The sequence below is a fragment of the Streptomyces atriruber genome (genome assembly GCF_001418325.1).
Lineage (GTDB): Bacteria > Actinomycetota > Actinomycetes > Streptomycetales > Streptomycetaceae > Streptomyces > Streptomyces atriruber.
The window spans coordinates 1-22924 of the sequence record NZ_LIPN01000017.1 but is presented as its reverse complement, the minus strand read 5'-3'; the positions used below and the strand labels follow the sequence as shown (position 1 = coordinate 22924).

Annotated in this window: 25 protein-coding genes and 2 pseudogenes; 9 read left to right on the top strand and 18 right to left on the bottom strand. The window is 71.2% G+C overall.

Going from position 1 to position 22924, the window contains the following annotated elements; translation table 11 throughout:
- Nucleotides 1–39: 39 nt before the first annotated feature.
- The gene (locus AOK03_RS01530; protein WP_425264345.1) at nucleotides 40–453 is read right to left on the bottom strand and encodes a lamin tail domain-containing protein; all 414 of its coding nucleotides are present in this window, start codon (nucleotides 451–453) and stop codon (nucleotides 40–42) included.
- Entirely contained in the window at nucleotides 339–701 is a 363-nt protein-coding gene (locus AOK03_RS45090) for a hypothetical protein (protein WP_425264344.1), read from the bottom strand. Before AOK03_RS45090 ends, AOK03_RS01530 begins: the two co-directional genes overlap by 115 nt.
- On the opposite strand from AOK03_RS45090, the gene AOK03_RS01525 reads away from it, so the two are divergent.
- Nucleotides 642–854, top strand: a complete 213-nt coding sequence (locus tag AOK03_RS01525) for a hypothetical protein (RefSeq protein ID WP_167355565.1) — start codon at nucleotides 642–644, stop codon at nucleotides 852–854. The genes AOK03_RS45090 and AOK03_RS01525 overlap by 60 nt on opposite strands.
- Nucleotides 855–1194: 340 nt before the next feature.
- Here the strand turns inward: AOK03_RS01525 and AOK03_RS01520 are convergent, their stop codons facing one another.
- Both AOK03_RS01520 and AOK03_RS01515 read right to left on the bottom strand, forming a co-directional pair.
- Nucleotides 1195–1416, bottom strand: a complete 222-nt coding sequence (locus AOK03_RS01520; RefSeq protein WP_055563269.1) for a hypothetical protein — start codon at nucleotides 1414–1416, stop codon at nucleotides 1195–1197.
- Entirely contained in the window at nucleotides 1413–1931 is a 519-nt protein-coding gene (locus AOK03_RS01515) for a hypothetical protein (RefSeq protein WP_157868833.1), read from the bottom strand. The genes AOK03_RS01520 and AOK03_RS01515 overlap by 4 nt, the downstream gene beginning before the upstream one ends.
- Nucleotides 1932–2327: 396 nt before the next feature.
- On the opposite strand from AOK03_RS01515, the gene AOK03_RS01510 reads away from it, so the two are divergent.
- Nucleotides 2328–2912 (top strand): hypothetical protein, encoded by a 585-nt coding sequence (locus AOK03_RS01510; RefSeq protein ID WP_055563267.1) that lies wholly within the window; start codon nucleotides 2328–2330, stop codon nucleotides 2910–2912.
- A 44-nt stretch (nucleotides 2913–2956) separates the two neighbouring features.
- On the opposite strand, the gene AOK03_RS01505 is transcribed toward AOK03_RS01510, so the two are convergent.
- The gene (locus AOK03_RS01505; protein ID WP_055563266.1) at nucleotides 2957–3769 is read right to left on the bottom strand and encodes an SDR family oxidoreductase; all 813 of its coding nucleotides are present in this window, start codon (nucleotides 3767–3769) and stop codon (nucleotides 2957–2959) included.
- 133 nt (nucleotides 3770–3902) lie between these two features.
- On the opposite strand from AOK03_RS01505, the gene AOK03_RS01500 reads away from it, so the two are divergent.
- The 3 genes from AOK03_RS01500 (at nucleotide 3903) to AOK03_RS01490 (ending at nucleotide 8039) form a co-directional block, all read left to right on the top strand.
- The gene (locus AOK03_RS01500) at nucleotides 3903–5537 is read left to right on the top strand and encodes an alkaline phosphatase D family protein (RefSeq protein ID WP_055563265.1); all 1635 of its coding nucleotides are present in this window, start codon (nucleotides 3903–3905) and stop codon (nucleotides 5535–5537) included.
- Nucleotides 5538–5610: 73 nt separating this feature from the next.
- Nucleotides 5611–6909: a multidrug effflux MFS transporter gene (locus tag AOK03_RS01495; RefSeq protein WP_055563264.1), complete on the top strand. Its 1299-nt coding sequence runs from the start codon at nucleotides 5611–5613 to the stop codon at nucleotides 6907–6909.
- Nucleotides 6840–8039 (top strand): serine hydrolase domain-containing protein, encoded by a 1200-nt coding sequence (locus AOK03_RS01490; RefSeq protein WP_055563263.1) that lies wholly within the window; start codon nucleotides 6840–6842, stop codon nucleotides 8037–8039. The genes AOK03_RS01495 and AOK03_RS01490 overlap by 70 nt, the downstream gene beginning before the upstream one ends.
- Before the next feature lie 119 nt (nucleotides 8040–8158).
- On the opposite strand, the pseudogene AOK03_RS01485 reads toward AOK03_RS01490, so the two are convergent.
- Nucleotides 8159–8674: pseudogene (locus AOK03_RS01485) on the bottom strand (N-acetyltransferase family protein); the annotation flags it as partial.
- 31 nt (nucleotides 8675–8705) lie between these two features.
- Here AOK03_RS01485 and AOK03_RS01480 point away from each other — a divergent pair.
- Nucleotides 8706–9722, top strand: coding sequence for a small ribosomal subunit Rsm22 family protein (locus tag AOK03_RS01480; protein ID WP_079074395.1), 1017 nt, complete (start codon nucleotides 8706–8708; stop codon nucleotides 9720–9722).
- 1 nt (nucleotide 9723) lies between these two features.
- On the opposite strand, the gene AOK03_RS01475 is transcribed toward AOK03_RS01480, so the two are convergent.
- Nucleotides 9724–10209 (bottom strand): hypothetical protein, encoded by a 486-nt coding sequence (locus AOK03_RS01475; protein WP_244177445.1) that lies wholly within the window; start codon nucleotides 10207–10209, stop codon nucleotides 9724–9726.
- A gap of 160 nt (nucleotides 10210–10369) precedes the next feature.
- Here AOK03_RS01475 and AOK03_RS01470 point away from each other — a divergent pair, with 160 nt between their 5' ends.
- Nucleotides 10370–12376: a glycoside hydrolase gene (locus AOK03_RS01470; protein ID WP_055563260.1), complete on the top strand. Its 2007-nt coding sequence runs from the start codon at nucleotides 10370–10372 to the stop codon at nucleotides 12374–12376.
- On the opposite strand, the gene ddaH is transcribed toward AOK03_RS01470, so the two are convergent.
- Together ddaH and AOK03_RS01460 are read right to left on the bottom strand one after the other, a co-directional pair.
- A complete protein-coding gene (ddaH, locus tag AOK03_RS01465; RefSeq protein WP_341845778.1) occupies nucleotides 12373–13206 on the bottom strand; it encodes a dimethylargininase in 834 nt (277 codons plus the stop codon). The genes AOK03_RS01470 and ddaH overlap by 4 nt on opposite strands.
- Before the next feature lie 141 nt (nucleotides 13207–13347).
- Nucleotides 13348–13530: a DUF6243 family protein gene (locus tag AOK03_RS01460; RefSeq protein ID WP_055563258.1), complete on the bottom strand. Its 183-nt coding sequence runs from the start codon at nucleotides 13528–13530 to the stop codon at nucleotides 13348–13350.
- A gap of 124 nt (nucleotides 13531–13654) precedes the next feature.
- Between AOK03_RS01460 and AOK03_RS01455 the strand changes: the two genes are divergently transcribed.
- On the top strand, nucleotides 13655–14299 hold the full coding sequence (locus AOK03_RS01455; protein WP_055563257.1) for a TetR/AcrR family transcriptional regulator: 645 nt from the start codon (nucleotides 13655–13657) through the stop codon (nucleotides 14297–14299).
- Between the two features lie 6 nt (nucleotides 14300–14305).
- On the opposite strand, the gene AOK03_RS01450 is transcribed toward AOK03_RS01455, so the two are convergent.
- Entirely contained in the window at nucleotides 14306–15169 is an 864-nt protein-coding gene (locus AOK03_RS01450; RefSeq protein WP_055563256.1) for a glycerophosphodiester phosphodiesterase, read from the bottom strand.
- A gap of 169 nt (nucleotides 15170–15338) precedes the next feature.
- On the opposite strand from AOK03_RS01450, the gene AOK03_RS01445 reads away from it, so the two are divergent.
- Nucleotides 15339–16076: a bifunctional DNA primase/polymerase gene (locus AOK03_RS01445; RefSeq protein ID WP_055563255.1), complete on the top strand. Its 738-nt coding sequence runs from the start codon at nucleotides 15339–15341 to the stop codon at nucleotides 16074–16076.
- 4 nt (nucleotides 16077–16080) lie between these two features.
- On the opposite strand, the gene AOK03_RS01440 is transcribed toward AOK03_RS01445, so the two are convergent.
- The 8 genes and pseudogenes from AOK03_RS01440 to AOK03_RS43710 form a co-directional block, all read right to left on the bottom strand.
- On the bottom strand, nucleotides 16081–17067 hold the full coding sequence (locus tag AOK03_RS01440; RefSeq protein WP_055563254.1) for an SCO2278 family lipoprotein: 987 nt from the start codon (nucleotides 17065–17067) through the stop codon (nucleotides 16081–16083).
- Between the two features lie 76 nt (nucleotides 17068–17143).
- A complete protein-coding gene (locus AOK03_RS01435; RefSeq protein WP_055563253.1) occupies nucleotides 17144–17449 on the bottom strand; it encodes a hypothetical protein in 306 nt (101 codons plus the stop codon).
- Nucleotides 17450–17563: 114 nt separating this feature from the next.
- Nucleotides 17564–18424 carry an iron uptake transporter permease EfeU gene (efeU, locus tag AOK03_RS01430; RefSeq protein WP_055563252.1) on the bottom strand — a complete coding sequence of 287 codons (861 nt, stop codon included), beginning with the start codon at nucleotides 18422–18424 and terminating at the stop codon, nucleotides 17564–17566.
- A gap of 4 nt (nucleotides 18425–18428) precedes the next feature.
- Entirely contained in the window at nucleotides 18429–19727 is a 1299-nt protein-coding gene (efeB, locus tag AOK03_RS01425; protein ID WP_079074394.1) for an iron uptake transporter deferrochelatase/peroxidase subunit, read from the bottom strand.
- A gap of 25 nt (nucleotides 19728–19752) precedes the next feature.
- Nucleotides 19753–20919, bottom strand: a complete 1167-nt coding sequence (efeO, locus tag AOK03_RS01420; protein ID WP_055563271.1) for an iron uptake system protein EfeO — start codon at nucleotides 20917–20919, stop codon at nucleotides 19753–19755.
- A gap of 196 nt (nucleotides 20920–21115) precedes the next feature.
- The gene (locus AOK03_RS01415) at nucleotides 21116–21973 is read right to left on the bottom strand and encodes a heme ABC transporter ATP-binding protein (RefSeq protein ID WP_055563251.1); all 858 of its coding nucleotides are present in this window, start codon (nucleotides 21971–21973) and stop codon (nucleotides 21116–21118) included.
- Nucleotides 21970–22619: pseudogene (locus tag AOK03_RS01410) on the bottom strand (FecCD family ABC transporter permease); the annotation flags it as partial. The gene AOK03_RS01415 and the pseudogene AOK03_RS01410, both read right to left, overlap by 4 nt.
- A 4-nt stretch (nucleotides 22620–22623) precedes the next feature.
- The coding region (locus tag AOK03_RS43710) for an iron chelate uptake ABC transporter family permease subunit (protein WP_425264343.1) at nucleotides 22624–22924 on the bottom strand (301 nt) is incomplete at both ends.

Below are 22924 nucleotides of genomic sequence, written 5' to 3'. Positions count from 1 at the left end.
CCGCGGAGCGGTCGCCCTCCCCCCTCCCCCTGATGTTGGTCAGTGGCAGCTGGTGGAGCCGGACCCGGTCCGCGCCCACGAGCAGGAGTCGAGCTGCGAGCCGCTCGGCTTGATGAGGCGCGCCTTGTCGCCGGTGTTGTTCCAGACGTAGTTGGTGCGGCCCCAGTAGCGCACGCCGGAGGCGTTGGAACCCTTGCCGGTGCGGACCTTGACGGTCTTGCCGGCGCCGATCTTGTAGCTGCCGAAGGTGTACGTGTAGCCGGTGTTGTCCTTCAGCTTGTAGCCCTTGAGCTGGATCGCCGAGCGGCTGTTGTTGTGGATGTTGACCCACTCCGCGTTCAGCGACGAGTTCGAGCGGGTGTCCCGGCCCGGGCTGTCGTACTGGATGGTGCCGAGGTGCAGCCCGCCCTGGTGGCGTGCCGTCGCCGCCGACGCGGGGGACGCGGCGAGCAGGCCCACCGAGAGGGCGGTGGCGGCGAGGACGGCGGGGGCCGCGGTACGTATGCGCAAGGAGTGCTCCAAGTGTGAAGTTCTCGTGGAGAGAAGCTGAGCATAAGGGGAGCACTGGCCAGGATTGATGCGGTACTTCCTATTCCACTTGTGGAGATCTCGCCCTGCCCTCGTCCCTCCTGGTGGGCCTGGTGCAGGAGTCTGCGGATGAGCCGGCTTCCGGTGCTGCGTCCCTGGTGGTCGGGGTGGATCTCGATCCGCGCCAGGTAGATCTCCGTCGGCCGGTGCTCGACGTGGAGCATGTCGGTGTCGTGGGCGGCAATGTGCCATTGGCTCGGGGCGAACGCGCGGGCGTGGAAGTCGCGTTGGATCTGTTCGTCCCACCCCAGATGGCAGTGATGTAGGCGCCCATGGCGGCTTTGTGCAACTGGAAGCAGTGCTCGCTGTCCGCGGGGGTGGCCGGTCGCAGGCCGATGGCGGTCATGTGGCCTGCTCCTGGGGTCGCTCGATGAGCGGGCCGCGTTCGAGGAGGGTCCCGGCGCGAACCGGCATGTAGGCGTTGACTTCGGCTTCCACTGAGCTGCGCACGGGTGCGCCTTCCCGGCCGGTGCTGCGAACACCGGCCTCCTCGATAGCCGTCAGTCGATCACTCGGGCAGGCACCCCCTTCGCGTGCTTCCCGAGCCCGATCCACAGGTCTTGAGCATGGCTCGACATCGGCCGCACCGGGGCGGCTCTGGACCGATCAACATCGAGCTTCCTTGCGGAGGGGCGTGGGAGGCTCGGGCTCCTTCAGCACGGTACGCACGGCGCGCAGGGCGCGGCGCATCCGGTCGCCCTCTTCGCACTCCCCGGTGCGGCAGGCGGGGCAGCTGATCAGGTGCGCGCGGAGGGATCCGTTCAGCGCCTGCGCGGACCCCTCCGGGCTGAACGGCGAGGCGATCGGTACACCCTTGCTTCCGCTCATCGCGTCCGCATCCAGCGGGCGTCGCGTGCGATGTGGATCAGGGCGGAGACGCTCTGGATGGGGCAGAGGTCGCCGACGATGCGGGGGCGCACTGCCCAGTACAGGCCGGTTGGCCCTGTGAGGTCGGAGGCGGGGATGCTGAGGAAGTGGCCGGAGCCGAGCATCGGGGCGTCGTCCGGGTAGGGCCATCGTGCCACTGGGTACCGCGGGATCAGCGCGTCGTACGTGTGCTGCACGCAGTTGTGGATGACCGGTCCGTTGAGCAGTTCGGCAAGCGTCGCCGTCACGATGTCCAGGTCTTCTGTTCCGGCCGCTGTGTACACGAGTCGGGCGCCCAAGCGCACCGTGTTGAACCTGGTGCCGAGGGGCAGTAGTGCGGTCCCGCGTTCCTGCCATTCACGGTGTGCGTGGTGCGGCTCCTGTTGGGCACGCGCGATCCAGTCGAAGGCTGCGCTCACCGGTCGGGGGGAAGCCGTCCTTTCCGTGTCCAGGGCTCGGCCCGTAATGTCTGTCATGTCGACTCCTTGCAGTCGGCTTGCCGCCGGATCACGCAGCATGTGGTCCGGCGGTGTTGCGTCGCAGCCAGGCGGCGCGGGCTCCTGAGTCAGGAGCCCGCGCCCGTGCGAGGCCGCGTACTGAGGGTCGACTCCCAAGAAGGGCGTATCTGCCTACAGACACGGACAGTTGGGACGTCAGGGCGGTAGCGTGGAAAAGGCCCAAACGTCGGGGGGAGAAGCCTTGAATACGCCACTTCGTCAGGCTATGGACGCAGCCAGGCAGTCACCCCGGAGGTTGGCGGCCAGCATCGGGGTCACCAGTAAGACGGTGGAGCGGTGGCTGGCGGACGCCGACTTGGTGCCACATGCTCGGAACAGGGAAGATGCTGCCCGCGCTTGGGAGTAGATGAAGACATGCTCTGGCCCAAATCCGTCAAGGAGCGGCTGAAGACAGGTGGGGATCTGGAGATCGTCCAGAGCTACCCGTACCGGTCTGCGGCGCCATCAACCCTGTGGGGTTCCTTGATCGAAGAGACCCGGGACGAGCTCTTCCTGGGCGGCTACACCAACTACTTCTTCTGGACATCGGTGCCCGCGTTCTCGCAGACGCTGCGACGCAAGGTGAAGGACGGGGTGCGTGTCCGCTTCCTGCTGGGGGATCCGGACGGAGAGGTCACCAGGCAACGTGAGGTGATCGAGGATGTAGCTCTGACTGTCTCGACCCGCATCCACATGACGCTGGAAGAGCTGAAGCGCGTCGGGGACTTGGACGGCTTGGAAGTCCACTTCACCGCGCCCGAAGACGCGGTGAACCATGTCTCCCTGTCCGTCTTCCGTTTCGATGAGCAAGAGCTCGTCACACCGCACCTGGCGCGGCTGGTCGGGCATGACTCGCCCCTGATGCACCTCCGGCGGGTCGAGGAGGGCGGTATGTTCGACCGCTTCTCGGAGCACGCCGAAGAGCTCTGGTCACGGTCCAGGCCGGTACGGGAGTCGTAAGCCTGAGGCGTCAGGGAGCAAGACCCAACCGTGCCGAGGGTGGATCAGCCCCGCCCGACGTACGGCATGTTGGTCGCCAGCACCGTCGCGAACTGGACATTCGCCTCCAGCGGCAGCTCCGCCATGTGCCGCACCGTGCGCGCCACGTCCGCCACGTCCATCACCGGCTCGGTCGCCAACTGGCCGTTCGCCTGCAGGATTCCGGACTGCATGCGCTCGGTCATGTCGGTCGCCGCGTTGCCGATGTCGATCTGACCGACCGCGATCCGGTACGGCCTGCCGTCCAGTGAGAGCGCCTTCGTCAGGCCGGTCAGTGCGTGCTTCGTCGCCGTGTACGCCACCGAGTTGGGGCGCGGGGCGTGCGCCGAGATGGACCCGTTGTTGATGATCCGCCCGCCCTGCGGGTCCTGCTCCTTCATCTGGCGGAAGGCCGCCTGCGCGCACAGGAACGCGCCGTTCAGGTTGGTGTCGACGACGTGGCGCCACGCGTCGTACGGGAGTTCCTCGACCGGGACGCCGCCGGGGCCGAACGTGCCGGCGTTGTTGAAGAGGAGGTCCAGGCGGCCGAAGGCGTCGGCGACGCGGGAGAAGAGGGCCGACACGTCCTCGGGCCGCGACACGTCCGTACGGACGCAGAGGACGGCGTCGTCCGAGGAGGCGGACGCGAGGGCCGCCGTCTCCTCCAAGGTCTCGGTGCGGCGGCCCGCGAGCGCCACGGACCAGCCCGCGGCGAGCAGTTCGAGGGCGACGGAGCGGCCGATTCCGGAGCCCGCGCCCGTCACCACGGCGACCTTGGGCGAGGCTCCGGAAGGGGCGGTTCCAGGGGCGTTCGATGCGGCAGTTCGCTCAGCGTTCATGGCCCCGCAGCGTACGGGAGGGGAGTCCACGCGGACATCATCCGCCCGCCATGCGGCTGTTGTGTACGCGACAGGCGTGCGTCGTCCCCCGCCACTTCCATGCCCCTGACACCAATCGTCAGGGGAGGGCCACATGACACCCGCAGGCCAGCAGCACGCACCCGAGATCCGGGCCGCGGCCCGTCACTTGGGACGCCGTCGTTTCCTCACCGTCACGGGCGCCGCCGCCGCGCTCGCCTTCGCGACCAACCTGCCCACCGCGGGCGTCGCGGGCGCCGCCGAGCTCGACGCCCGCCGCATCGCGGACGACCCCTTCACCCTCGGCGTCGCGTCCGGCGACCCGCAGCCCACCTCGGTGCTGCTCTGGACCCGCCTCGCCCCCGCCCCCTACGAGCCCGGCGGCGGCCTGCCCCAGGAGCGCGTCACCGTCCAGTGGGAGATCGCCCACGACGCCCGCTTCCGGCGCGTCGTCAGACGGGGCACGGTCACCGCGCACCCCGAGTTCAGCCACACCGTGCACGTCGAGGTGGACCACCTGCTCGCGGGCCGCACCTACTACTTCCGGTTCAGGACCGGCCGCTGGGTGAGCGGGACGGGCCGCACCCGCACCGCGCCCCAGGCCGGCACCCGCCCCGGCGCCCTCACCCTCGCCGCCGTCTCCTGCCAGGCGTACCACGACGGCTACTTCACCGCCTACAAGCACCTGGCCCAGGACGACGTCGACGTCGTCTTCCACCTCGGCGACTACCTCTACGAGTACGCGGTCAACTCGGTCGGCGGCGCCCGCAACTACACCGACCGCACGTTGCCCGCCCACTTCAACAAGGAGACCCGGACCCTGGAGGACTACCGCCTGCGGTACGCCCTCTACAAGCACGACCCCGACCTGCGGGCCGCGCACGCCGCCCACCCCTTCGTCGTCACCTGGGACGACCACGAGGCCGAGAACAACTACGCCGACGACATCTCCGAGAACGACGACCCGCCCGCCGAGTTCCTGCTCCGCCGCGCCGCCGCCTACCGCGCGTACTGGGAGAACCAGCCGCTGCGCCGCCCGCAGCTGCCGAGCGGGCCCGACGCACAGCTCTACCGGCGCCTCACCTGGGGCCGGCTCGCCCAGTTCGACATCCTCGACACCCGCCAGTACCGCTCCGACCAGGCCTACGGCGACACCGCCCACGTCCCGGGGGCCGAGTCCGACGACCCGGCGCGCACCATCACCGGCGCCACCCAGGAGCGCTGGCTCATCGACGGCTGGCGCCGCTCGCGCGCCCTGTGGAACGTCGTCCCGCAGCAGGTCACCTTCTCCGAGCGCAGGCTCGACCTCAACGCGCAGGCGAAGCTCTCCATGGACGCCTGGGACGGCTACCGCGCCTCCCGCAAGCGGGTCCTCGCGGGTGCGAGGGCCGCGGGCCTGGACAACCTCATGGTCCTCACCGGTGACGTGCACGTCGGCTACGCCTTCGACATCAAGGCCGACTTCGACGACCCGTCCTCGAAGACCGTGGGCACGGAGATCGTCGCCACGTCCATCGCGAGCGGCAAGGACGGCGCGGACAAGCCCGCCAACTGGGACACGTACATGAAGGCCAACCCGCACCTGAAGTTCTACAACGGCCGCCGCGGCTACGTGACGGTCGCCCTCGGCAGCGAGTCCGCACGTGCCGACTTCAAGACGGTCCCGATGGTCTCGAAGCCGGGCGCCCCCATCAGCACGGCGGCGTCGTTCGTCACGGAGGCGGGAAACCCGGGCCTGCGCCCGGCGTAACGGAAAACCGGTCCGTACCACCCGCCCGCAGCTGCGACGATAGAGGCGACACGCAGCGACTGGGAGGGGCGCGATGCCTGAGCTCGGGCAGGCCACCGAAGACCATCCGATATCGAAGGCGGCGGAGCCGACCGGCCCCGCCGCCCTCCGTCGTACCGGAGCCCTGGTCACCCTCGTGCTCGGCGGCCTCACCGCCGTCCCCGCGCTCTCCATGGACATGTACCTGCCGGCCCTGCCGGAGGTCACCGACGCCCTGAGCTCCCCGGCGGCGACCGTCCAGCTGACCCTGACCGCCTGCCTCATGGGCATGGCACTCGGCCAGCTCGTCGTCGGCCCCATGAGCGACAAGTGGGGCCGCCGCCGCCCGCTCCTCGTCGGCCTGCTCGTCTATGTGGTCGCCACCGCGACCTGCGCCTTCGCGCCCACCGCCGAGCTCCTCATCGGCTTCCGCCTCCTGCAGGGCCTCGCGGGCGCCGCCGGTATCGTCATCGCCCGCGCGATCGTCCGCGACCTGTACGACGGCGTGGCGATGGCCCGCTTCTTCTCCACCCTGATGCTGATCTCCGGCGTCGCCCCCGTCGCCGCGCCCCTCATCGGCGGCCAGGTGCTCCGCTTCACCGACTGGCGCGGCATCTTCGTCGTCCTCACCGTCGTCGGCACCGCGCTGACCCTGCTGGTCTGGCGCCGCCTCCCCGAGACCCTCGCCCCCGACAAGCGGCACGGCGGCGGCACCGTCGAGGCACTGCGCACCATGAAGTCGCTCCTCGCCGACCGCGTCTTCGCCGGTTACATGATCGCGGGCGGCTTCGCGTTCGCCGCGCTCTTCGCGTACATCTCCGCCTCGCCCTTCGTGATCCAGGAGATCTACGGCGCGTCCCCGCAGACCTTCAGCCTCCTCTTCGGCGTGAACTCCGTCGGACTGATCGCCGCGGGCCAGATCAACGGCAAGATCCTCGTCGGCAGGATCAGCCTGAACAAGGTCCTCGCCGTCGGCCTCGCCATGATCACCACCGCCGCGACGGCGCTCCTGCTCATGACGACCGGCGTCTTCGGCGACGTCGGCCTGTTCCCCGTCGCGACCGGCCTCTTCTTCCTCATGTCGTCGATGGGCCTCACCCTGCCCAACACCCAGTCCCTGGCCCTGATCCGCACCCCGCACGCCGCGGGCTCCGCCTCCGCCCTGCTCGGCACCACCTCCTTCCTCGTCGGTGCCGTCGCCTCGCCGCTCGTCGGCATCGCGGGCGAGGACACCGCCGTCCCGATGGCCGTCGTCCAGCTGGCCTGCGCGCTGGCAGCCATCGCATGCTTCGTAGGACTGTGCCGCCCCTGGCAGCACGGCCCCACGACGCACGCGACGGAGGCGGACCACTGAGCGCACCAAGACTCCTGCGCCCCGGCACCCCGGACCGCGCGGGCCTCGACCCCGACGAGATCGGCCGCCTCGTCGCCGAGGTGGAAGACCTCACGCGCGGGCCGCGTCCCTGGTGCGCGGGCGCCGTCGTCCTCGTGGGCCGCGGCCCCGTGATCGCGGCCGAGCAGGCGGCGGGCTGGGCGGTGCGCTACGCCTCGTACGACCCGGTGACCGACACGGGCGTCGAGCTGCCCCCCGAATGGCGGGTGCCGATGCGCACCACCACCCCCTTCGACCTGGCCTCGCTCACCAAGCTCTTCACCACGGTGGCCGCCGTCCAGCAGCTGGAGCGCGGCACGCTCGGCATCGACGCGCTCGTCGGGGCGTACGTCCCCGAGTTCACGGCCGCCGCCCGGCACCGGATCACCGTCCGCCAGCTGCTCACCCACACCTCGGGGCTGCGGCCCGAGCTGCCGCTGTACGACTGCCCGGACGCCGACGCACGCCTCGCGGCCCTGCGCGCCGAGGCCCCGGTCACCGAGCCGGGCGACCACGTCTACTCGGACCTGAACATGCTGCTGCTCCAGCACGTCCTGGAGCGCCTCACCGGCCGCCCCCTCGACGTCCTCGTCCGCGAGGGCATCACCCGGCCGCTCGGCATGACCGCCACCGGCTTCGGGCCGCACCCCGACGCCGCCGCGACGGAGGACCAGCGCAGGCCCTGGGCGAAGGCCGACCGGGGGATGCTGCGCGGCACCGTCCACGACGAGAACGCCTGGGCGCTCGGCGGCGTCGCCGGACACGCCGGACTCTTCTCGACCGCCCGTGACCTCGCGGTGCTCTGCCGCACGCTGCTGTGCGGCGGCTCGTACGGCAGGGCCCGCATCCTCGGCCCCGACTTCGTCGAGCTGATGCTGGCGGGCTCGGGCCTCGGCTTCGGCATCGACCAGCCGTGGTTCATGGGGGAGCTCGCGGGGCGCGGCGCGGCGGGTCACACCGGCTTCACCGGCACGTCCCTGGTCCTTGATCCGGCCACGGACACGTTCCTGGTGCTGCTGGCCAACACCGTGCATCCGCGGCGTCGGACCGCGGACAGCGGGCCGCGCGCGGCGGCGGCGACGCGGCTCGCCCGTGCCGCGCGGGGGCGGTAGCGCGGGGGCGTCCGCCGCCAGTGGTGCTTCGGCGGGTGCGGGCCGGTCTTGGCTGGTCGCGCAGTTCCCCGCGCCCCTGGGAGCGCGGCCCTTCGGGCGCGCCCCTCGGGGCGCGGGCCCTATAGGCCGCGGTGGAAGCAGACCCTGTGCTGTCCCGGGCCGTCGTAGTCGGTGTGCACGGGCAGCCCGTCGGCCTCGTGGTCACCCGGTTCGAGGCCGAAGCCCATGGCCCGGTGGAAGGCGATGGAGCGGGTGTTGCGCGGCGAGGTGATCGCCCGCACGTCCTTGCACCCGGCCGCCGCGGCCCGCCGGAAGAACTCCTCGTAGAGCGCGCGGCCCACGCCCTGCCCGCGCAGCCCCGGAGCGACCCCGACGAAGTGGATGTACGCGCCGCGGCCGTCGGGGGAGTGCAGTCCGATGAGGAAGGCGTCGATGACGCCGTCCCGCTCCAGGACCAGGCTGGTCCCCGAGAAGAACTGCAGGAACAGCTTCGGCAGCAGCATCGACAGCTCGCGGGACTGCTCCGGGGAGTGCGTGTCGCCCCACCAGGTCCGCACCCGGTCGATGATCGCGGGGTGGTCGGACACCCGGGCCTGCCGTGTCGTCGTGGTCATCGTGCTCCCTCCGTCGGCTCCCGTGTCCCTCCTACCCCCGTAGAATCACCGGGTGAACGTCCCGATCCCCCCGGCAACGGCAGCCTCCCCGGCCGAGACCCTGCGCACCGCACTCGCCGGCCTCCTGCACGGCCTCCCGCCCAAGCAGGCGACCCAGGCCGTCGACCGGCTGATCGCGAACTACCGGGGCCGCACGCCGACCGACGCCCCGATCCTGCGCGACCGCGCGGACGTCGTCGCGTACGCCGCGTACCGCATGCCCGCGACCTTCGAGGCGGTCCGTGGCGCGCTGGACGCCCTCGCGGACGCGGCGCCCGAGGGCTGGACGCCCGGCAGCCATGTGGACGTGGGCGGCGGGACCGGCGCGGCGACCTGGGCGGTCGCGGCGACGTGGGCGGGGGAGCGGCCCGTGACGGTCCTCGACTGGGCCGAACCCGCGCTGGCGCTGGGCCGGGAACTGGCGGGTGCGGCGCCCCAGTTGAGCGGCGCCCGGTGGCAGCGCTCTCGTATCGGAGCATCGCTCGCCATCGAGAGCACCGATCTCGTCACGGTGTCGTACGTCCTCGGGGAGCTCACGGAGGCCGACCGCCGCTCGGTCGTCGACGCCGCGGCCGACGCGGCCCGGCAGGCCGTCGTCATCATCGAGCCGGGCACCCCCGACGGCTACGCGCGCATCATCGAGGCCCGCGACCGGCTGATCGCGGCGGGCTACCGGATCGCCGCGCCCTGCCCGCACAGCTCGGCGTGCCCCATCGAGCCCGGCACGGACTGGTGCCACTTCTCCGCGCGGGTCAGCAGGTCGTCCCTGCACCGCCAGGTCAAGGGCGGCTCCCTGGCGTACGAGGACGAGAAGTTCAGCTATGTCGCGGCGGTCCGCTTCGACCCCGACCCCGCGCCCTCCCGTGTGGTGCGCCGCCCCCAGATCCGCAAGGGGCAGGTCCTCCTCGACCTGTGCGGGGCCGAGGAGGCGCTGTGCAGGGAGACCGTGACCAAGCGCCACGGCCCCCTCTACCGCGCGGCGCGCGACGCGGACTGGGGCGACGCGTGGCCGCCCCAGTCCGCGGGGTGAACTACCTCGGGCCCCAGGTCCCCTGGTTCACCGCGCAGTTCCAGCCGGACCCGCGCAGGGTGAACTTCACACCGAACGAACGGGTGTTGAGCAGGCGCGTCTGCACCTTGAAGCCGAGCTTCGCCTTGCCCTTGAAGGTCTTGTCGTAGACCGAGACGGTCTTCGTCGTGCGACGGGTGATCTTGCCGCCCGTCGGCGTCGCCTTCTTGAAGCGGACGTTCTTGGTGTTGGTCACCGTGAAGGTGACCTTCTTGATGCTCTTCGTGGTCTTGCTCTTGATGCCGAAGTACAGGCCACCGTTGGTCACGTTCCCGTACCGGTCGTACGAGAAGCGCTTCGGGTAGACGATGTCGATCGGGCAGCCGTTGGCGGCCTGCGGCGCGGCCTTGACGGTCGGTCCGGACGCCGCGGAAGCGGACCCGGCCAGGCCCAGCTGTGCGGCGGTGAGCGCCCCCGCGGTGGCCAGAACTGCGGCGGACGTGCGCATGCGGTTCACTGCGCTGATACCTCTTCTTCCCCCTGGGCCCTGGTGGGCCCAACTTTTTGGTTGTGGTGTTGCGTTCGTATTGTTAGCACGTTGTCGGCCAGATGGCTGAACCGCCCCTGTTCTTAAAAGGTTCTTAGAGGCGGCGACTATCCACTACTCCATGCCGAACCAGAGCAGTCCTCCCGGCCACGCCCGCAGGCGGTCGGAGACCCGTTTCCTCGCCCTGTCCATCGCCCTGGCGGTCACCGCCGCCGGAGCCACCACCTACGCCTTCACCGCCGGGGCGGAGGAGCCGCACGGCCGCGACGTCGAACTCGCCGTCGACGGCGGCACCGCGGTCGTCGACACCGCCACGCTCGCCGTCCGCGCCCGTACCGGCGCGGGCCACGACATCACCCTCTCCGACGCCGCGGTCACCGACCTCGGCAAGCCGGGCCCGGTGACCCGCACCGGCACCGCCCTGGCCCGCTGGAGCTACCCCGAGCGCGGCATCGACGTCACCGCGCGCACCGACCACGGCCGCCTCTCCCTCAGCATGAAGGCGCACCGCGACACCAGGATCGGCTGGCCCGTCACCGGCACCGACGCCACCGCGACCTCCCTCCAGCTGCCGCGCGGCGAAGGCCTGGACATACCCGTCAAGGACGCGTTCTGGACCAAGGGAAAGGGTGAACTGGCGGGCAGCACCGTCGACATGAGCGAAGGCCTGACGCTGCCGCTGTGGGGCTACTCCCTCGGCAACCGGACCGGCGTCAGCTACCTCACCCCCACCGACATCGGCACGAGCCTCGCCTTCACCGCCGACCAGGGGCGGCTGCGCACCACCGCCGAGCACGCCTTCGACCGCGGCGAGGGCACCCGGGACTACACCGTCGCCTTCGCCCTGACCGACGGCAACGCGGTCGCGCCCGCCGCCGACTACCGCTCCTACCTCGCCGAGCGCGGCCGCCTCGGCAGTCTGCAGCGGAAGATCGCGAAGAACCCCGCCACGGAGAAGCTCCTCGGCGCCTTCCACGCCTACACCTGGGGCACGGCCCGCAAGGCGGCGGGCGTCGACCAGCTCCGCAAGCTCGGCGTCGACCGGATGTGGCTCGGCTACGACGCGGGCCCCGACCCGATGGACAAGGCCGCGGTGAGCGCCGCCAAGAAGGCCGGTTACCTCGTCGGCCCCTACGACTCCTTCGCCAACGGCCAGGACCCGAAGACCGCCGACAGCCCCACCTCCGCCTGGCGCGGCACCGTCTACCCCGACTTCTGCGTGCGCGACGCGAAGGGCAGGCCCGAGACCGGCTTCGGCGGCCGCGGCTGCTACCTCAGCTCCCAGGCCTTCGAGCAGGCGGAACCGCGCGAGCACCACCTCGCGGACCGCACCCGCTCCATGGTGGCGAACGGCGCCGACAGCTACTTCCTCGACGTGGACGCCACCGGCGAACTCTTCCGTGACCACGGCAAGGGCCACCGCATGACCAAGGCGGGCGACCGCAGGAACCGCCTGGCGCGGATGAAGCGCATCGAGGAGTACGGGAGGGGCGGCCTCGTCCTCGGTTCGGAGACCGCCGGGGCCTGGGCGAACCGGGCGCTCGCCTTCGACCACGGCGCGGGCACCCCGGTCGCCGACGGCCTGTGGGCGCTCCAGAAGGACCGCGAGAAGTGGGGCGGCTACTACCCGGAGAACGCCCCGGGCATCTTCTTCAAGCCGGTCGACCTGCCCGCCGATCTCGCCAGGGCGATGTACGACCCCCGCTACCGCGTGCCGCTCTACGAGACCGCGCTGCACGGCTCGATCGTCAACGCCGAGCGCTGGGAGCTCAGTTACGAGAAGCTGCCGCGCCAGAAGAAGGACCGCGCGCTGCTCGCGATGCTCTACAACACACCCCTCAACTACGTCCTCGACGGCGCCTCGCTGAAGAAGCACGGCAAGGAACTGGCCGCGCTCCAGAAGTACTTCGCACCACTGCACAAGGCCGCGGGCACCGAGCCCCTCACCTCCTACCGGCGGCTGACCGGCGACCACACCGTCCAGCGCACGGTGTTCGGCGGGGGCACGCTGACCGTCACGGCCAACTTCGGCACCACGGCGCACGACGGGCTGCCCGGCGGTTGCGTCGACGCCCGTCTCAAGGGCGACGACGCACCGCGCAGGCTCTGCCCCGCGGAACTCGGCTAGCTCCGCAGCTCCTGTGTGCAGCACTTCACGCTGCCGCCGCCCTTGAGCAGTTCGCTCAGGTCCATCCCGATGGGTTCGAAGCCGCGCTCGCGCAGCGGTTCGAAGAGCCCCAGCGCGGCCTGTGGCAGCAGCACGTGGAGCCCGTCGGACACGGCGTTGAGCCCGAGCGCCACGGCGTCGGGCTCCTCGGCGATCACCGCGTCGGGGAAGAGCCGCCGCAGGACCGCGCGGCTGCCCGGCGAGAAGGCGGGCGGGTAGTACATGACGTCGTCCGCCGCGTCGTCCAGGACGGCGAGCGCGGTGTCCAGGTGGTAGTAGCGGGGGTCGATCAGGTCGAGTCCGATCACCGGGCGGCCGAAGCACTCCTGTGCCTCGCCGTGGGAGAGCGGGCTGGCGCGGAAGCCGCGTCCGGCCAGGACGTAGGAGGCGGTGACGGCGAAGTCGCCCTCACCCTCGTTGATGTGGGTGGGTTCGTGGATCTCGGTGAAGCCGTGGGTGCGGAACCACTCCAGGTGGGCCTCGGCCTCGGGCTCGCGCTCCCGGTAGGCGAAGCGCGCGCCGAGCACCCGGCCCCCGACGACGGTCGCGCCGTTCGCCGCGAAGACCATGTCCGGCAGTCCGGGCCGGGGGGTGAGCTCCTCGACGGTGTGGCCGAGCGAGCGGTAGCGGTCGCGCAGGTCCTCCCACTGGGCGATGGCGAGGGGGACGTCGACCGGTTTGGCGGGGTCCATCCATGGGTTGATGGAGTAGGTGACCTTGAAGTGTGCCGGTGAGCACATCAGGTAGCGCCGGGGTGTGGCGCACCGAGGAGAGCGAGGATTACGGGACAAAGAAGGCTCCTCACGTACCGCAGGGTCATGTGCTGCCCTTGGTGGGGCAGTTGATGCCCATAGTGCGGTGTGAGGAGCCTTCGCGCTGTGAACCGAACGGGTGGTTACAGAGATGGTCACTGTGCCGCCCGCTCGCGTGGGTCACGGCCTGCCGTGCGTCTCGCGGCCTTCCTGCAGCTTGCGCAGCAGTTCACGCTTCTGCTGCTGGGGGCTGAGCGCGCCGCCGACGCGGCCGCCGCGGCCCGCGCCGCGCAGGGCGCCGCGGGAGAGGTTGCTGCGGGTGCCGCCGACGCCCAGCATGTTTCCGGATCCACCTCGGGTCATGTCGTGCCTCCAGCTCCATCGATTATGCGAGACGGTCCGTCTCGCGACATCGACCACCATCAACGAGACGATGCGTATTGTCAAGACGGAACGTCTCGGTTCGGTCGCTGCTACATTCGACGGCATGGCCCAGAAGACCGTTCCTGACTCCACGCGCCGCAGCGAACGCTCGCGCCGCGCGATCTACGACGCCGCCCTCGCCCTCGTCAGCGAGGTCGGCTACGGAAAGCTCACGATCGAGGCCATCGCGGCCCGCGCAGGCGTCGGCAAGCAGACGATCTACCGCTGGTGGTCGTCGAAGGGCGCCGTCCTGCTCGACGCCTTCCTCGACCTCGCCGAGCAGGCGTCCCAGGCCGCCAGCGAGAACGCGGGGCAGGAGGAGATCCAGACCGAGATCCCGAACTCGGGCGACCTGGAGGCCGACCTCAAGTACGTGATGCGGGCCACCGTCGACGAGTTCAACGACCCCAAGTACGACGCCCCCTACCGCGCGCTCGCCGCCGAGGGACTGCTCAACCCCGAGCTGGGCGCCGAATTCGTCGAGAAGCTCCTCGAACCGCAGCTCCAGCTCTTCGTGAAGCGGGTCGAGCAGGCCCGCGACGCCGGCCAGGTCGTGCCCGACGTCGACCCCCGCATCGCCCTCGAACTGTGGTCCAGCCCGCTCGCCCAGCGCTGGCTGATGCGCTCGGGCCCGCTCACCCACGCCTACGCCGACACGCTCGTCGAGTACGCCCTGTACGGCATCGCCCCGCGTCCCCGGACGTCCTGACCGGCTTCACCGCCGCAGCGGCCCGCCCGCCTTGACCGCCCGGTACCTCTTGATCGGCGTGCGCGAGAGCAGGCCCGGGGCGTCCGTGATCACGCCGTTGCAGCCCAGCCACAGCACCCGGTCGCGCTGCTTCGGGGTGGTCACCGTGTGCGCCCACACCCGCGGGATGCCCGAATTGACCGCGCGCAGCAGATCGCCGTCGCGCGCCTTGTAGTCCACGTCCAGGACGTCCACGAACGCCGCCCAGCCCGCCGGGCGGTCGGTGAGCATCTGCGCCCTGGAACGCCACAGCTGCGCCAGCAGACCCATGTGGTGCGCGCGCCTGGCGACCACCGGGTCGTTCGTGTTCACGAACACCGAGCGGGTCAGGCCGCGCGAGCGGATCAGCCCGGCGAGCGACTTCAGGCTCTTGGGGTCCTTGGCCTCCAGCATCAGCATGATCTTCCCGCCGAACCGGTCGAGGACCTCCGAGACCGTCGGCGGCCGCTCCGGGCGCCAGCGGTCGGGCAGCGTGGTCCCGGGGCGCAGCCGCACGCCCAGCCAGTCCCACCGGTCCATGTTCCGGACCGAGCCCGACGCGTACGTGGTGCGGTCCAGGGTGTCGTCGTGCATGACCACCAGCGTGCCGTCGCGCAGTATCCGCGTATCGAAGTCGATGACCTGGGCGGTGCCGCGCTCGAAGGCCGCCAGGAGACCCGACATGCTGTTCTCCGGTACCTCCAGGGCTCCGCCGCGGTGCGCCGTGTAGACGACGCGGGGGAGCGCGTCCACGGTCAGGGGCCCGCCGCCCCACTCGATCGGGGCGAGGAAGCCGTTCGGTGCCGTGAGGGTCAGCGCCGTGAGGCCCGTCAGCACAGTCCTAATGACCATGGCGCCCACGGTAGGCAGGTAAATCCCTAGTTATCCCGGAATGACGCGCTATGTCACCCAGCGGCTGGCATCACCCCCGGACCCCCGGATGTGGGCTCCGGCCCCCCGAGGCGCAGGATGGTGGGACCATGGGTCATGCTTTCGGCACAACGGCGAGGTGAGGGGCTAGATGGGCGCGGAGTTCGGCAGCCGGTCCGGCGGGCAGGGCAGGATTTCCCAGTGGCTCCGTCGGCGCCCCAAGGACACGTCGGCGGATGACCGGGCCCGCGAGGACCTCCTCCTCGCCGCCGCGGCGGCCGGACTGCCGCTGGCGCCCGCCGCGTATCCGTCGGGTTACCGATGTTCGTGCGACCGCATCGGCTGTCCCACCCCGGCCCGGCACCCCGTCTCCTTCGCCTGGCAGACGCAGTCCACGACGGACCGCGGCCAGATCGAGCGCTGGGCCCGCCACCAGCCCCAGGCCAACTTCATCACCGCGACCGGCATGGTCCACGACGTCCTCGACGTGCCGCTGGACGCGGGCCTCGAAGCCCTGGAGCGGCTCCTCGCGGCCGGGATCGACGTCGGCCCCGTCGCCGAGTCGGGCGGCAGCAACGGACACGGCAGGCTGCTCTTCTTCACCGCGACCCGCGGCACCCCCGAGGACGAGGACGAGTGGTGGCCCTGCGAGCTGGACTGCCACCCCGAGACGATGGACGAGCACCCGGGCCTGCGCTGGCACTGCCGCGGTTCCTACGTCCTGGTGCCGCCCGCCCGGCTCCCCGGTGACCTGGAGGTGCGCTGGCTGCGCGGCCCCGAGCATCCGCTGCCGGACCCCCTGACGCTCCTGGCGACGCTCACCGACGAGTGCGCCCGGGTCGCGGGGGAGCCGCAACAGGACATCGCCGCCTGGCCGTTGCGGGGCTGAGAGGCTATTCGCCCTTCGCGCCCGTCAGACCCTGGATGCGGCCCAGGAACGCCACCTTGCCGCCGTCCGGCTTCTTCGGGTCGACGACCACCTGGTTGGAGACCCTGTCCAGCATCAGGGACTGCCGCACCTCGCCCTTGAGCAGGGCCTTCGCGTCGGCGTCCACCTTGGGGCTCAGGCCCTTGAACGCGGTCTGCTTCTCGTAGTGGCGCGTGGAGAAGAACACCAGCGCGCCGCCGTCCCGGGTGCGCAGGCCGAGGGGCGCGAACGCGCCGCCGTTCTGCGGCTCGTCGATGTACTGCACGGCGAGACCGGCCCGTCGGCCGTTCCGGTCGCGGTAGGCCTTCCAGCGCGAGGTGTGATCGCCCGGCTCGAAGGCGTCGCCGCCCGACTTCAGGTACGACGTGTACTCCTCGCCGAGGTCCGAGGGGGACAGCGCGAGGTTCTTCGCGGACTGGGGCACCGGCACGGCGAACCCGTCCGCGTCCTTCTTCAGCTCCGGCATCTTCTGCGGCGACACCAGGTTCAGATAGGTGGCCCGCCACAGCTGGTCGGGGCCGCTCTTGGTGAACACCCACAGCCAGCGCAGCTGGGAGCGGCGGTTGGCCTGCGTGTCGGCCATGAACCAGCGCGGCCAGCCGGCCTTCTTCGGGATCGAGAACTTCGCGTCCGTGAGCTCCAGCGGGACGTGGCCCGCGTTGCCGTCCGGGTGCTGCACGTGCCGCGACTTCAGGCCGCCCTGGTTGATGGCGCCCAGCGGGCCCGTGATGCGGGCGGCGTCCAGGTCCGGGTCGTAGGCCTTGTCCGCCGCGTTGTACGCCTTGAGGAAGTCGTCGAGCGCGCGCTTCGCCTCGGACTTGGTGGCCGAGGGAACGATTTCCCGCTCGCCGTGCACGGTCACGCATCCGCTCGCCGTGAGCGTGAGTGCCGTCACCGCCGCCGACGCCATGACGGGCCTGCCGAGCCGACGGACCCTGCGAACGTTGCTCATCGGAATTCCCTCACCTACCCCTTCCCGGGCCCGAACCCTACCGGGCGCGGGAAGGGGTGCGGCCAGGCGGTCGGGATCAGGGGGTCTGCAGGTTCGCCGCGTAGACCCAGGCGCGCGAGCTCGACCCGTTCGGGTCGCCGTAGTACCACCGGTTCCCGTGGCTGTTCTTGGCGTAGCAGCGGGCGTAGAAGCCCTCGAAGGCCGACAGGTGCTTCTTCTTGCTGTAGTTGGTGCCCGGGCCGCTGCGCGTCTGGGCACCGAAGGAGCTGGCGATCATCTGCTTGTTCTTGATGTTCACCTCGCAGGCCGAGCCGCCGACGGCGGACGCGCCGGTCGCCGTCATCAGCGTTCCGCCGAGCGCCATCGCGGTGGCGGCGGTCACGGTTGCCAGAGTTTTCCCGAGACGGGAACTACGCATGAAATGTCCCTCGTGATTGGTTGATCAATTGATGAACGGCGATCATAGGCACGAGAGTTCGGGCCGCGGCCCGCCGGGTCAGCCCTGTTCCGGAACTGTTGCCTTCTCCGGCACCGGAGCCTTGCGGGGAGTGGGCCGCGTCGGCGCGAAGAAGAACGCCAGCGTCGGGATCAGGTACAGCAGCCACACCACGACCTGCACCACCGTCGGGTCGGGCTGGAAGTTGAAGACGCCCTTCAGGAGCGTGCCGTACCAGCTGTCCGGCGGGATCGTCGCGCTGATGTCGAACGCCTTGTCCTGCAGCCCGCCGACGAACCGCGCCTCCTGCAGGTCGTGCACGCCGTACGCGAGGACGCCCGCGGCCACCACGACCAGCATCGCGCCGGTCCAGGTGAAGAACTTCGCGAGGTTGATGCGGACCGTGCCCTTGTAGAACAGCCAGCCCAGCGCGACCGCGGTGAGCAGCCCGAGGACCACGCCGATCAGCGGCGCGTGCGAGCCGTCGCTGGACGCCCGTACCGAGGCCCACACGAACAGCGCCGTCTCCAGGCCCTCCCGGCCCACCGCGAGGAACGCGGTCGCCACCAGCGCGGCCGTGCCCATCTGCAGGGCCGCGTCCAGCTTTCCGTGCAGCTCGGCCTTCAAGTGCCGTGCCGTGCGCCGCATCCAGAAGACCATCCACGTCACCAGGCCCACCGCGACGATCGACAGGGAGCCGCCGAGCGCCTCCTGCGCCTCGAACGTCAGCTCCGACGAGCCGAAGGTGAGCGCGCAGCCGAAGCCGAGCGCCAGCGCCACCGCGACGCCGATGCCGATCCAGATGGGGAGCAGCGCGTCGCGCCGCTCGGTCTTCACCAGGTACGCGATGAGGATGCAGACGACCAGGCTGGCCTCGAGACCCTCGCGCAGTCCGATCAGATAGTTGCCGAAGCTGAACATCTGTTCACGCCTCCCCGGTGAACAGGCCCTTGCCCCACCAGTCGTCCTTGCCGCGGACGCCCGGCGGGACCGCGAAGACCGCTGACCCCACGTGCTGGATGTACTCGTTGAGCGCGTCGGAACGCGACAGGCTGCGCTGCACCGGGATGAAGCCCTTGCGGACGTCCCGCTGGTACGCGAGGAAGAACAGGCCCGCGTCCAGGCGGCCGAGGCCGTCGGTGCCGTCCGTGAAGGAGTAGCCGCGGCGCAGGATCGTGGCCCCGTCGTTGGTGTCGGGGTGGGCGAGGCGGACGTGCGCGTCCGGCTTCATCGCCTTCAGGAACGGCTCGTCGCGCTCCTCGGCCCTGCCGACCGGGGCGCCCTCGCCCTTGTCGCGGCCGAAGACGTCCTCCTGTTCCTGCAGCGAGGTCCGGTCCCACGTCTCGATGTTCATCCGGATTCGGCGGGCCACCAGATAGGAGCCGCCCGTCATCCAGCCGGGCCCGTCCTTCTCGCCGACCCACACGTGCTTGACGAGCGCGTCGGCGTCGGTGCCGGAGACGTTCCTCGTGCCGTCCTTGAAGCCCATCATGTTGCGCGGCGTCTGGGCCTCGGGCGTCGTCGACGACGTCTTGCCGAAGCCCAGCTGGGACCAGCGCACGGCGACCTTGCCGAAGCCGATGCGGGCGAGGTTACGGATGGCGTGCACCGCGACCTGCGGGTCGTCCGCGCAGGCCTGTACGCACAGGTCGCCGCCGCTGCGGGCCTTGTCGAGGTTGTCGCCGGGGAACTTGGGCAGGTCGACCAGGGCCTCGGGCCGCTTGCCGTCGAGCCCGAACTTCCCGAACAGGGAGGGCCCGAAGCCGATCGTGAGCGTCAGCCGGGACGGCCTGAGGCCGAGCGCCTCGCCGGTGTCGTCCGGCGGCGCCTCGGCGAGCCCGCCGTACGCGCCCTCGCCGACCGCGTGCCCCGCGGTCATCCGCGCCGCGGCCCGCGTCCAGTCCTTGAGGAGCTGCACGAACTCCTCGCGGTCGGCCGTCTTCACGTCGAACGCCGCGAAGTGCAGCCGGTCCTGGACGGCGGTCGCGATACCGGCCTGGTGCGCGCCGTGGAAGGCGACGGCCGCCCCCGACTCCGCGGCGGGCGCCACGTCGTCGCCGGAGCGGGTCACCGCCGCCGCGCCGCCCGCGGCGACCGCGCCGAGCGCGAGCCCGGCACCGCCCCAGCCGAGCACGGAACGCCGCGACGCCGTGCGGGAGGTGCCCTCGTCGAGGGTCGCATCGGGCGCGGTGTCCGCGTCTCCCGTGGTGGTGGTCTCAGTCATCGTTCCCCCTTTCCGCTGCTCGCCGCTACTTGGACCCGGCGACGGCGGCGGCGAGCTTCGACAGCGGCTCGGCCAGTGCGTTGACGCCGTCCTGCAGTTCCTTGCGGTCCGCCTTGCCGACCTTGTCGTACGACGTGAACTCGTAGGAGTCGGCGCCGCCCTTGCGGTGCTTGTCCAGGAGCTTGTCGAGGGCCGCGAACTGCTTGTCGAGCTCCTTGGCGAGCTTCGGGTCGTTCTCGGCGGCGACCGGCTTCAGGAGCTCGTACGACTTCTGGGCGCCCTCGACGTTGGCCTTGAAGTCGACCAGGTCGGTGTGCGAGTAGCGCTCCTCCTCGCCGGTGACCTTGCCGGTGGCGACCTCGTCCAGGAGCTCCTTGGCGCCGTTGGCCATCGAGGTGGGCGTGATCACGGCCTTGCCGACGCGCTTCTGCCAGTCCAGGAGGTCCTTGTCGAGCTGCGTGGCGAGCGTCTTCTCCCGCGCGCCGATCTTCTCGTCCTTCCACAGCGCGCGCTCCAGACGGTGCCAGCCCGTCCAGTCCTTCTCCAGGTCCTGGCCCTCTTCGAGCCCGTCCTCGCGGACGTCGACCTTCGGGTCGATGTCGCCGAAGGACTCCGCGACCGGCTCGGTGCGCTCCCAGCCGATGCGGGAGGCGGCGTACGCCTTCTTCGCCGCGTCCAGGTCGTCCTTGCGCACGGCGTCGGTGAAGGTCTTCGTCGCGGGCAGCGTCTCGTCGGCCTGCGCCTGCGCGTAGGCGCGGTACTCGGCGACGGCCTTGTCCAGGCGCGGGTCGCGCTCCGCGGTCCTGCCGCCGCCCGTGACGGTGACCTTCTGGCGGATGCCCTTGCCCTTCATGCCGGGCTTGCAGGCGATCTCGTACGAACCGGCCTTCACCTCGGCGGTCAGCTTCTGCTTGGTGCCGGGGCCGATGTTCTCGCGTTCGCTGACGATGCGGTCGTCGGGGAAGAGGATGTAGACCTCGGTGACCTTGGAGCCCTTGTTCTCGATGGCCAGCTCGACGTGGCCGGCGGTGAGCTCCTTCTTGGAGACCTCGCACTTCTCGTCGGTGGCGGTCACGCTGACGTCGTTCGCCCCGCCGCTCTTGGCGTCGCTCTTCTCCGTGCAGCCGGTGACGGCGGTCAGGGCGGCGACGGCGGCGACGGCGGTGACGGCGGAGACACGGGCGGGTCGCACGGGTCGCATAGAGGGCTCCAAGACGGTTCACGGGCAGGTGCCGGCTCCACCGCAGGCCGGTGAGGCGGACCTAACTTAACTGAGCCTTACCTCGGTGATACCCGCCCGTTCCGTGATTCACCTCTCATGCCTCGCCCACGCTCACGAACCGATCACAGCGGCCTGAAGGACGGCCCATGACCAGGCAAAGCAACGGTCAAGCGGGGGTGTCCGCGCCTCGCAGGGGAGCGACCACGGGGGCGCCGGTGCGCGGGTGCGGGAAGACCTCGACCGGCTGCCGGTACACCTCCGACAGGAGCTCCTCCTCGAAGACGTCGGCGGGCGCGCCCGCCGCGGCGACGGTCCCGCCGCGCAGCACCGCGACCCGGTCCGCGTACGCCGCCGCGAGGCCCAGGTCGTGCAGCACCACCACGACCGCGTCACCGGCGGCCGCCCGGTCCCGGCAGATCCGCAGGACCAGCTCCTGGTGGCGCAGGTCGAGGGCGGCGGTCGGCTCGTCGAGCAGCAGCAGCGGGGCGCGCTGGGCGAGGACGCGGGCGAGCGCGACCCGCGCCCGCTCGCCGCCGCTGAGCGCGGCGAAGGGGCGCGCGGCGAAGCCGCTCACCTCGGTGGCGGCCATGGACTCGCGCACGATCCGGTCGTCGTCGTCCGCCGGACGCGTCCCGGCCCAGGGCGCGCGGCCCATGCGCACGACGTCCTCGACGGGGAAGGGGAAGGAGAGCGCGGCGGACTGCGGCAGCACGGCGCGGCGCAGCGCGAGGTCGGTGGCCGGCCAGTCGGCGGCGGGCCTGCCGCAGATGCGTACGGCCCCTTCGGCGGGCGGGAGGTCGGCGGCCAGCGCCGCCAACAGGGTCGACTTGCCCGCCCCGTTGGGTCCGACCAGGGCCACCACCTCGCCCGCGCGAGCGGCGAGCGAGACCCCGCCGAGCACCTCGCGCCCGCCGAGCCGCACCCGCAGCTCCACGGCCTCGGCGAGGACGTCGCCCCGGGCGGCCGGTGCGGGCAGCGCCCGGTCGCGGCCCGCGAAGAGCCTCCTGCTCAGCCGCCCGATCATGCCCAACCCCCTTGCTTGCGACGGGTCCTGCGCAGCAGCCAGAAGAAGAACGGGCTGCCGAAGAGCGCGGTCAGCACGCCGAGCGGCAGCTCGGCGGGCGCGGCCACCGTGCGCGCGGCCAGATCGGCCGCGACGAGGACCAGCGCTCCGCCGAGCGCGCTCCCGGGCACGAGGAAGCGGTGACCGGGGCCTGCGGCCATCCTCAGCAGATGAGGGACGAGGAGGCCCACGAAGGAGATGATCCCGGCGACGGCCACGGCGGCCGCGGTCAGCAGGGCCACCACGAGGACGAGCACGAGCCGCAGCCGCTCCACGTCCACGCCCAGGTGCCGGGCGGGCCGCTCGCCGAGCGCGAGCAGGTCCAGCTTCCGGGCATGGAACGGCGCGACGGTGAGACCGAGCAGCGCGCACGGCAGCACGGCGAGCACCTTCGGCCAGGTCGCCTGGGCGAGCGAGCCGAGCTGCCAGAACGTGATCTGGCTGATCTGCGCGTTGTCCGCGAAGAAGATGCACAGGCCGATGAGCGCGCCAGCGAAGGCGTTCACGGCGATGCCGGTGAGGATCAGCGTGACGACTTCGGTGCGGCCGCCCTCGCGCGACATGGCGTACACGAGCAGCACGGTCGCGAGCCCGGCGACGAACGCGANNNNCGCCGGGCTCGGCGAGCGGATTGCCGAACACGCCCTGCATCAGCGCGCCCGCGCAGCCGAGCGAGGCGCCGGCGAGCAGGGCGAGCACGACGCGCGGCAGCCGCACGTTCCACAGCACGCTCTCACCGACCCGGTCGAGCGCGGATCCGCCCAGCCCCATGCGGTGCTGCACGGAGGAGACGACATCGCCGAGCGGGATGTCGTACGCGCCGATGCCGGCGGAGAGCAGACAGAGCACGACGAGGGCGACGGCGAGGCCCACGGTCAGGGGGAGGGCGGGGCCGTCGGCGTGGGCTGTCGG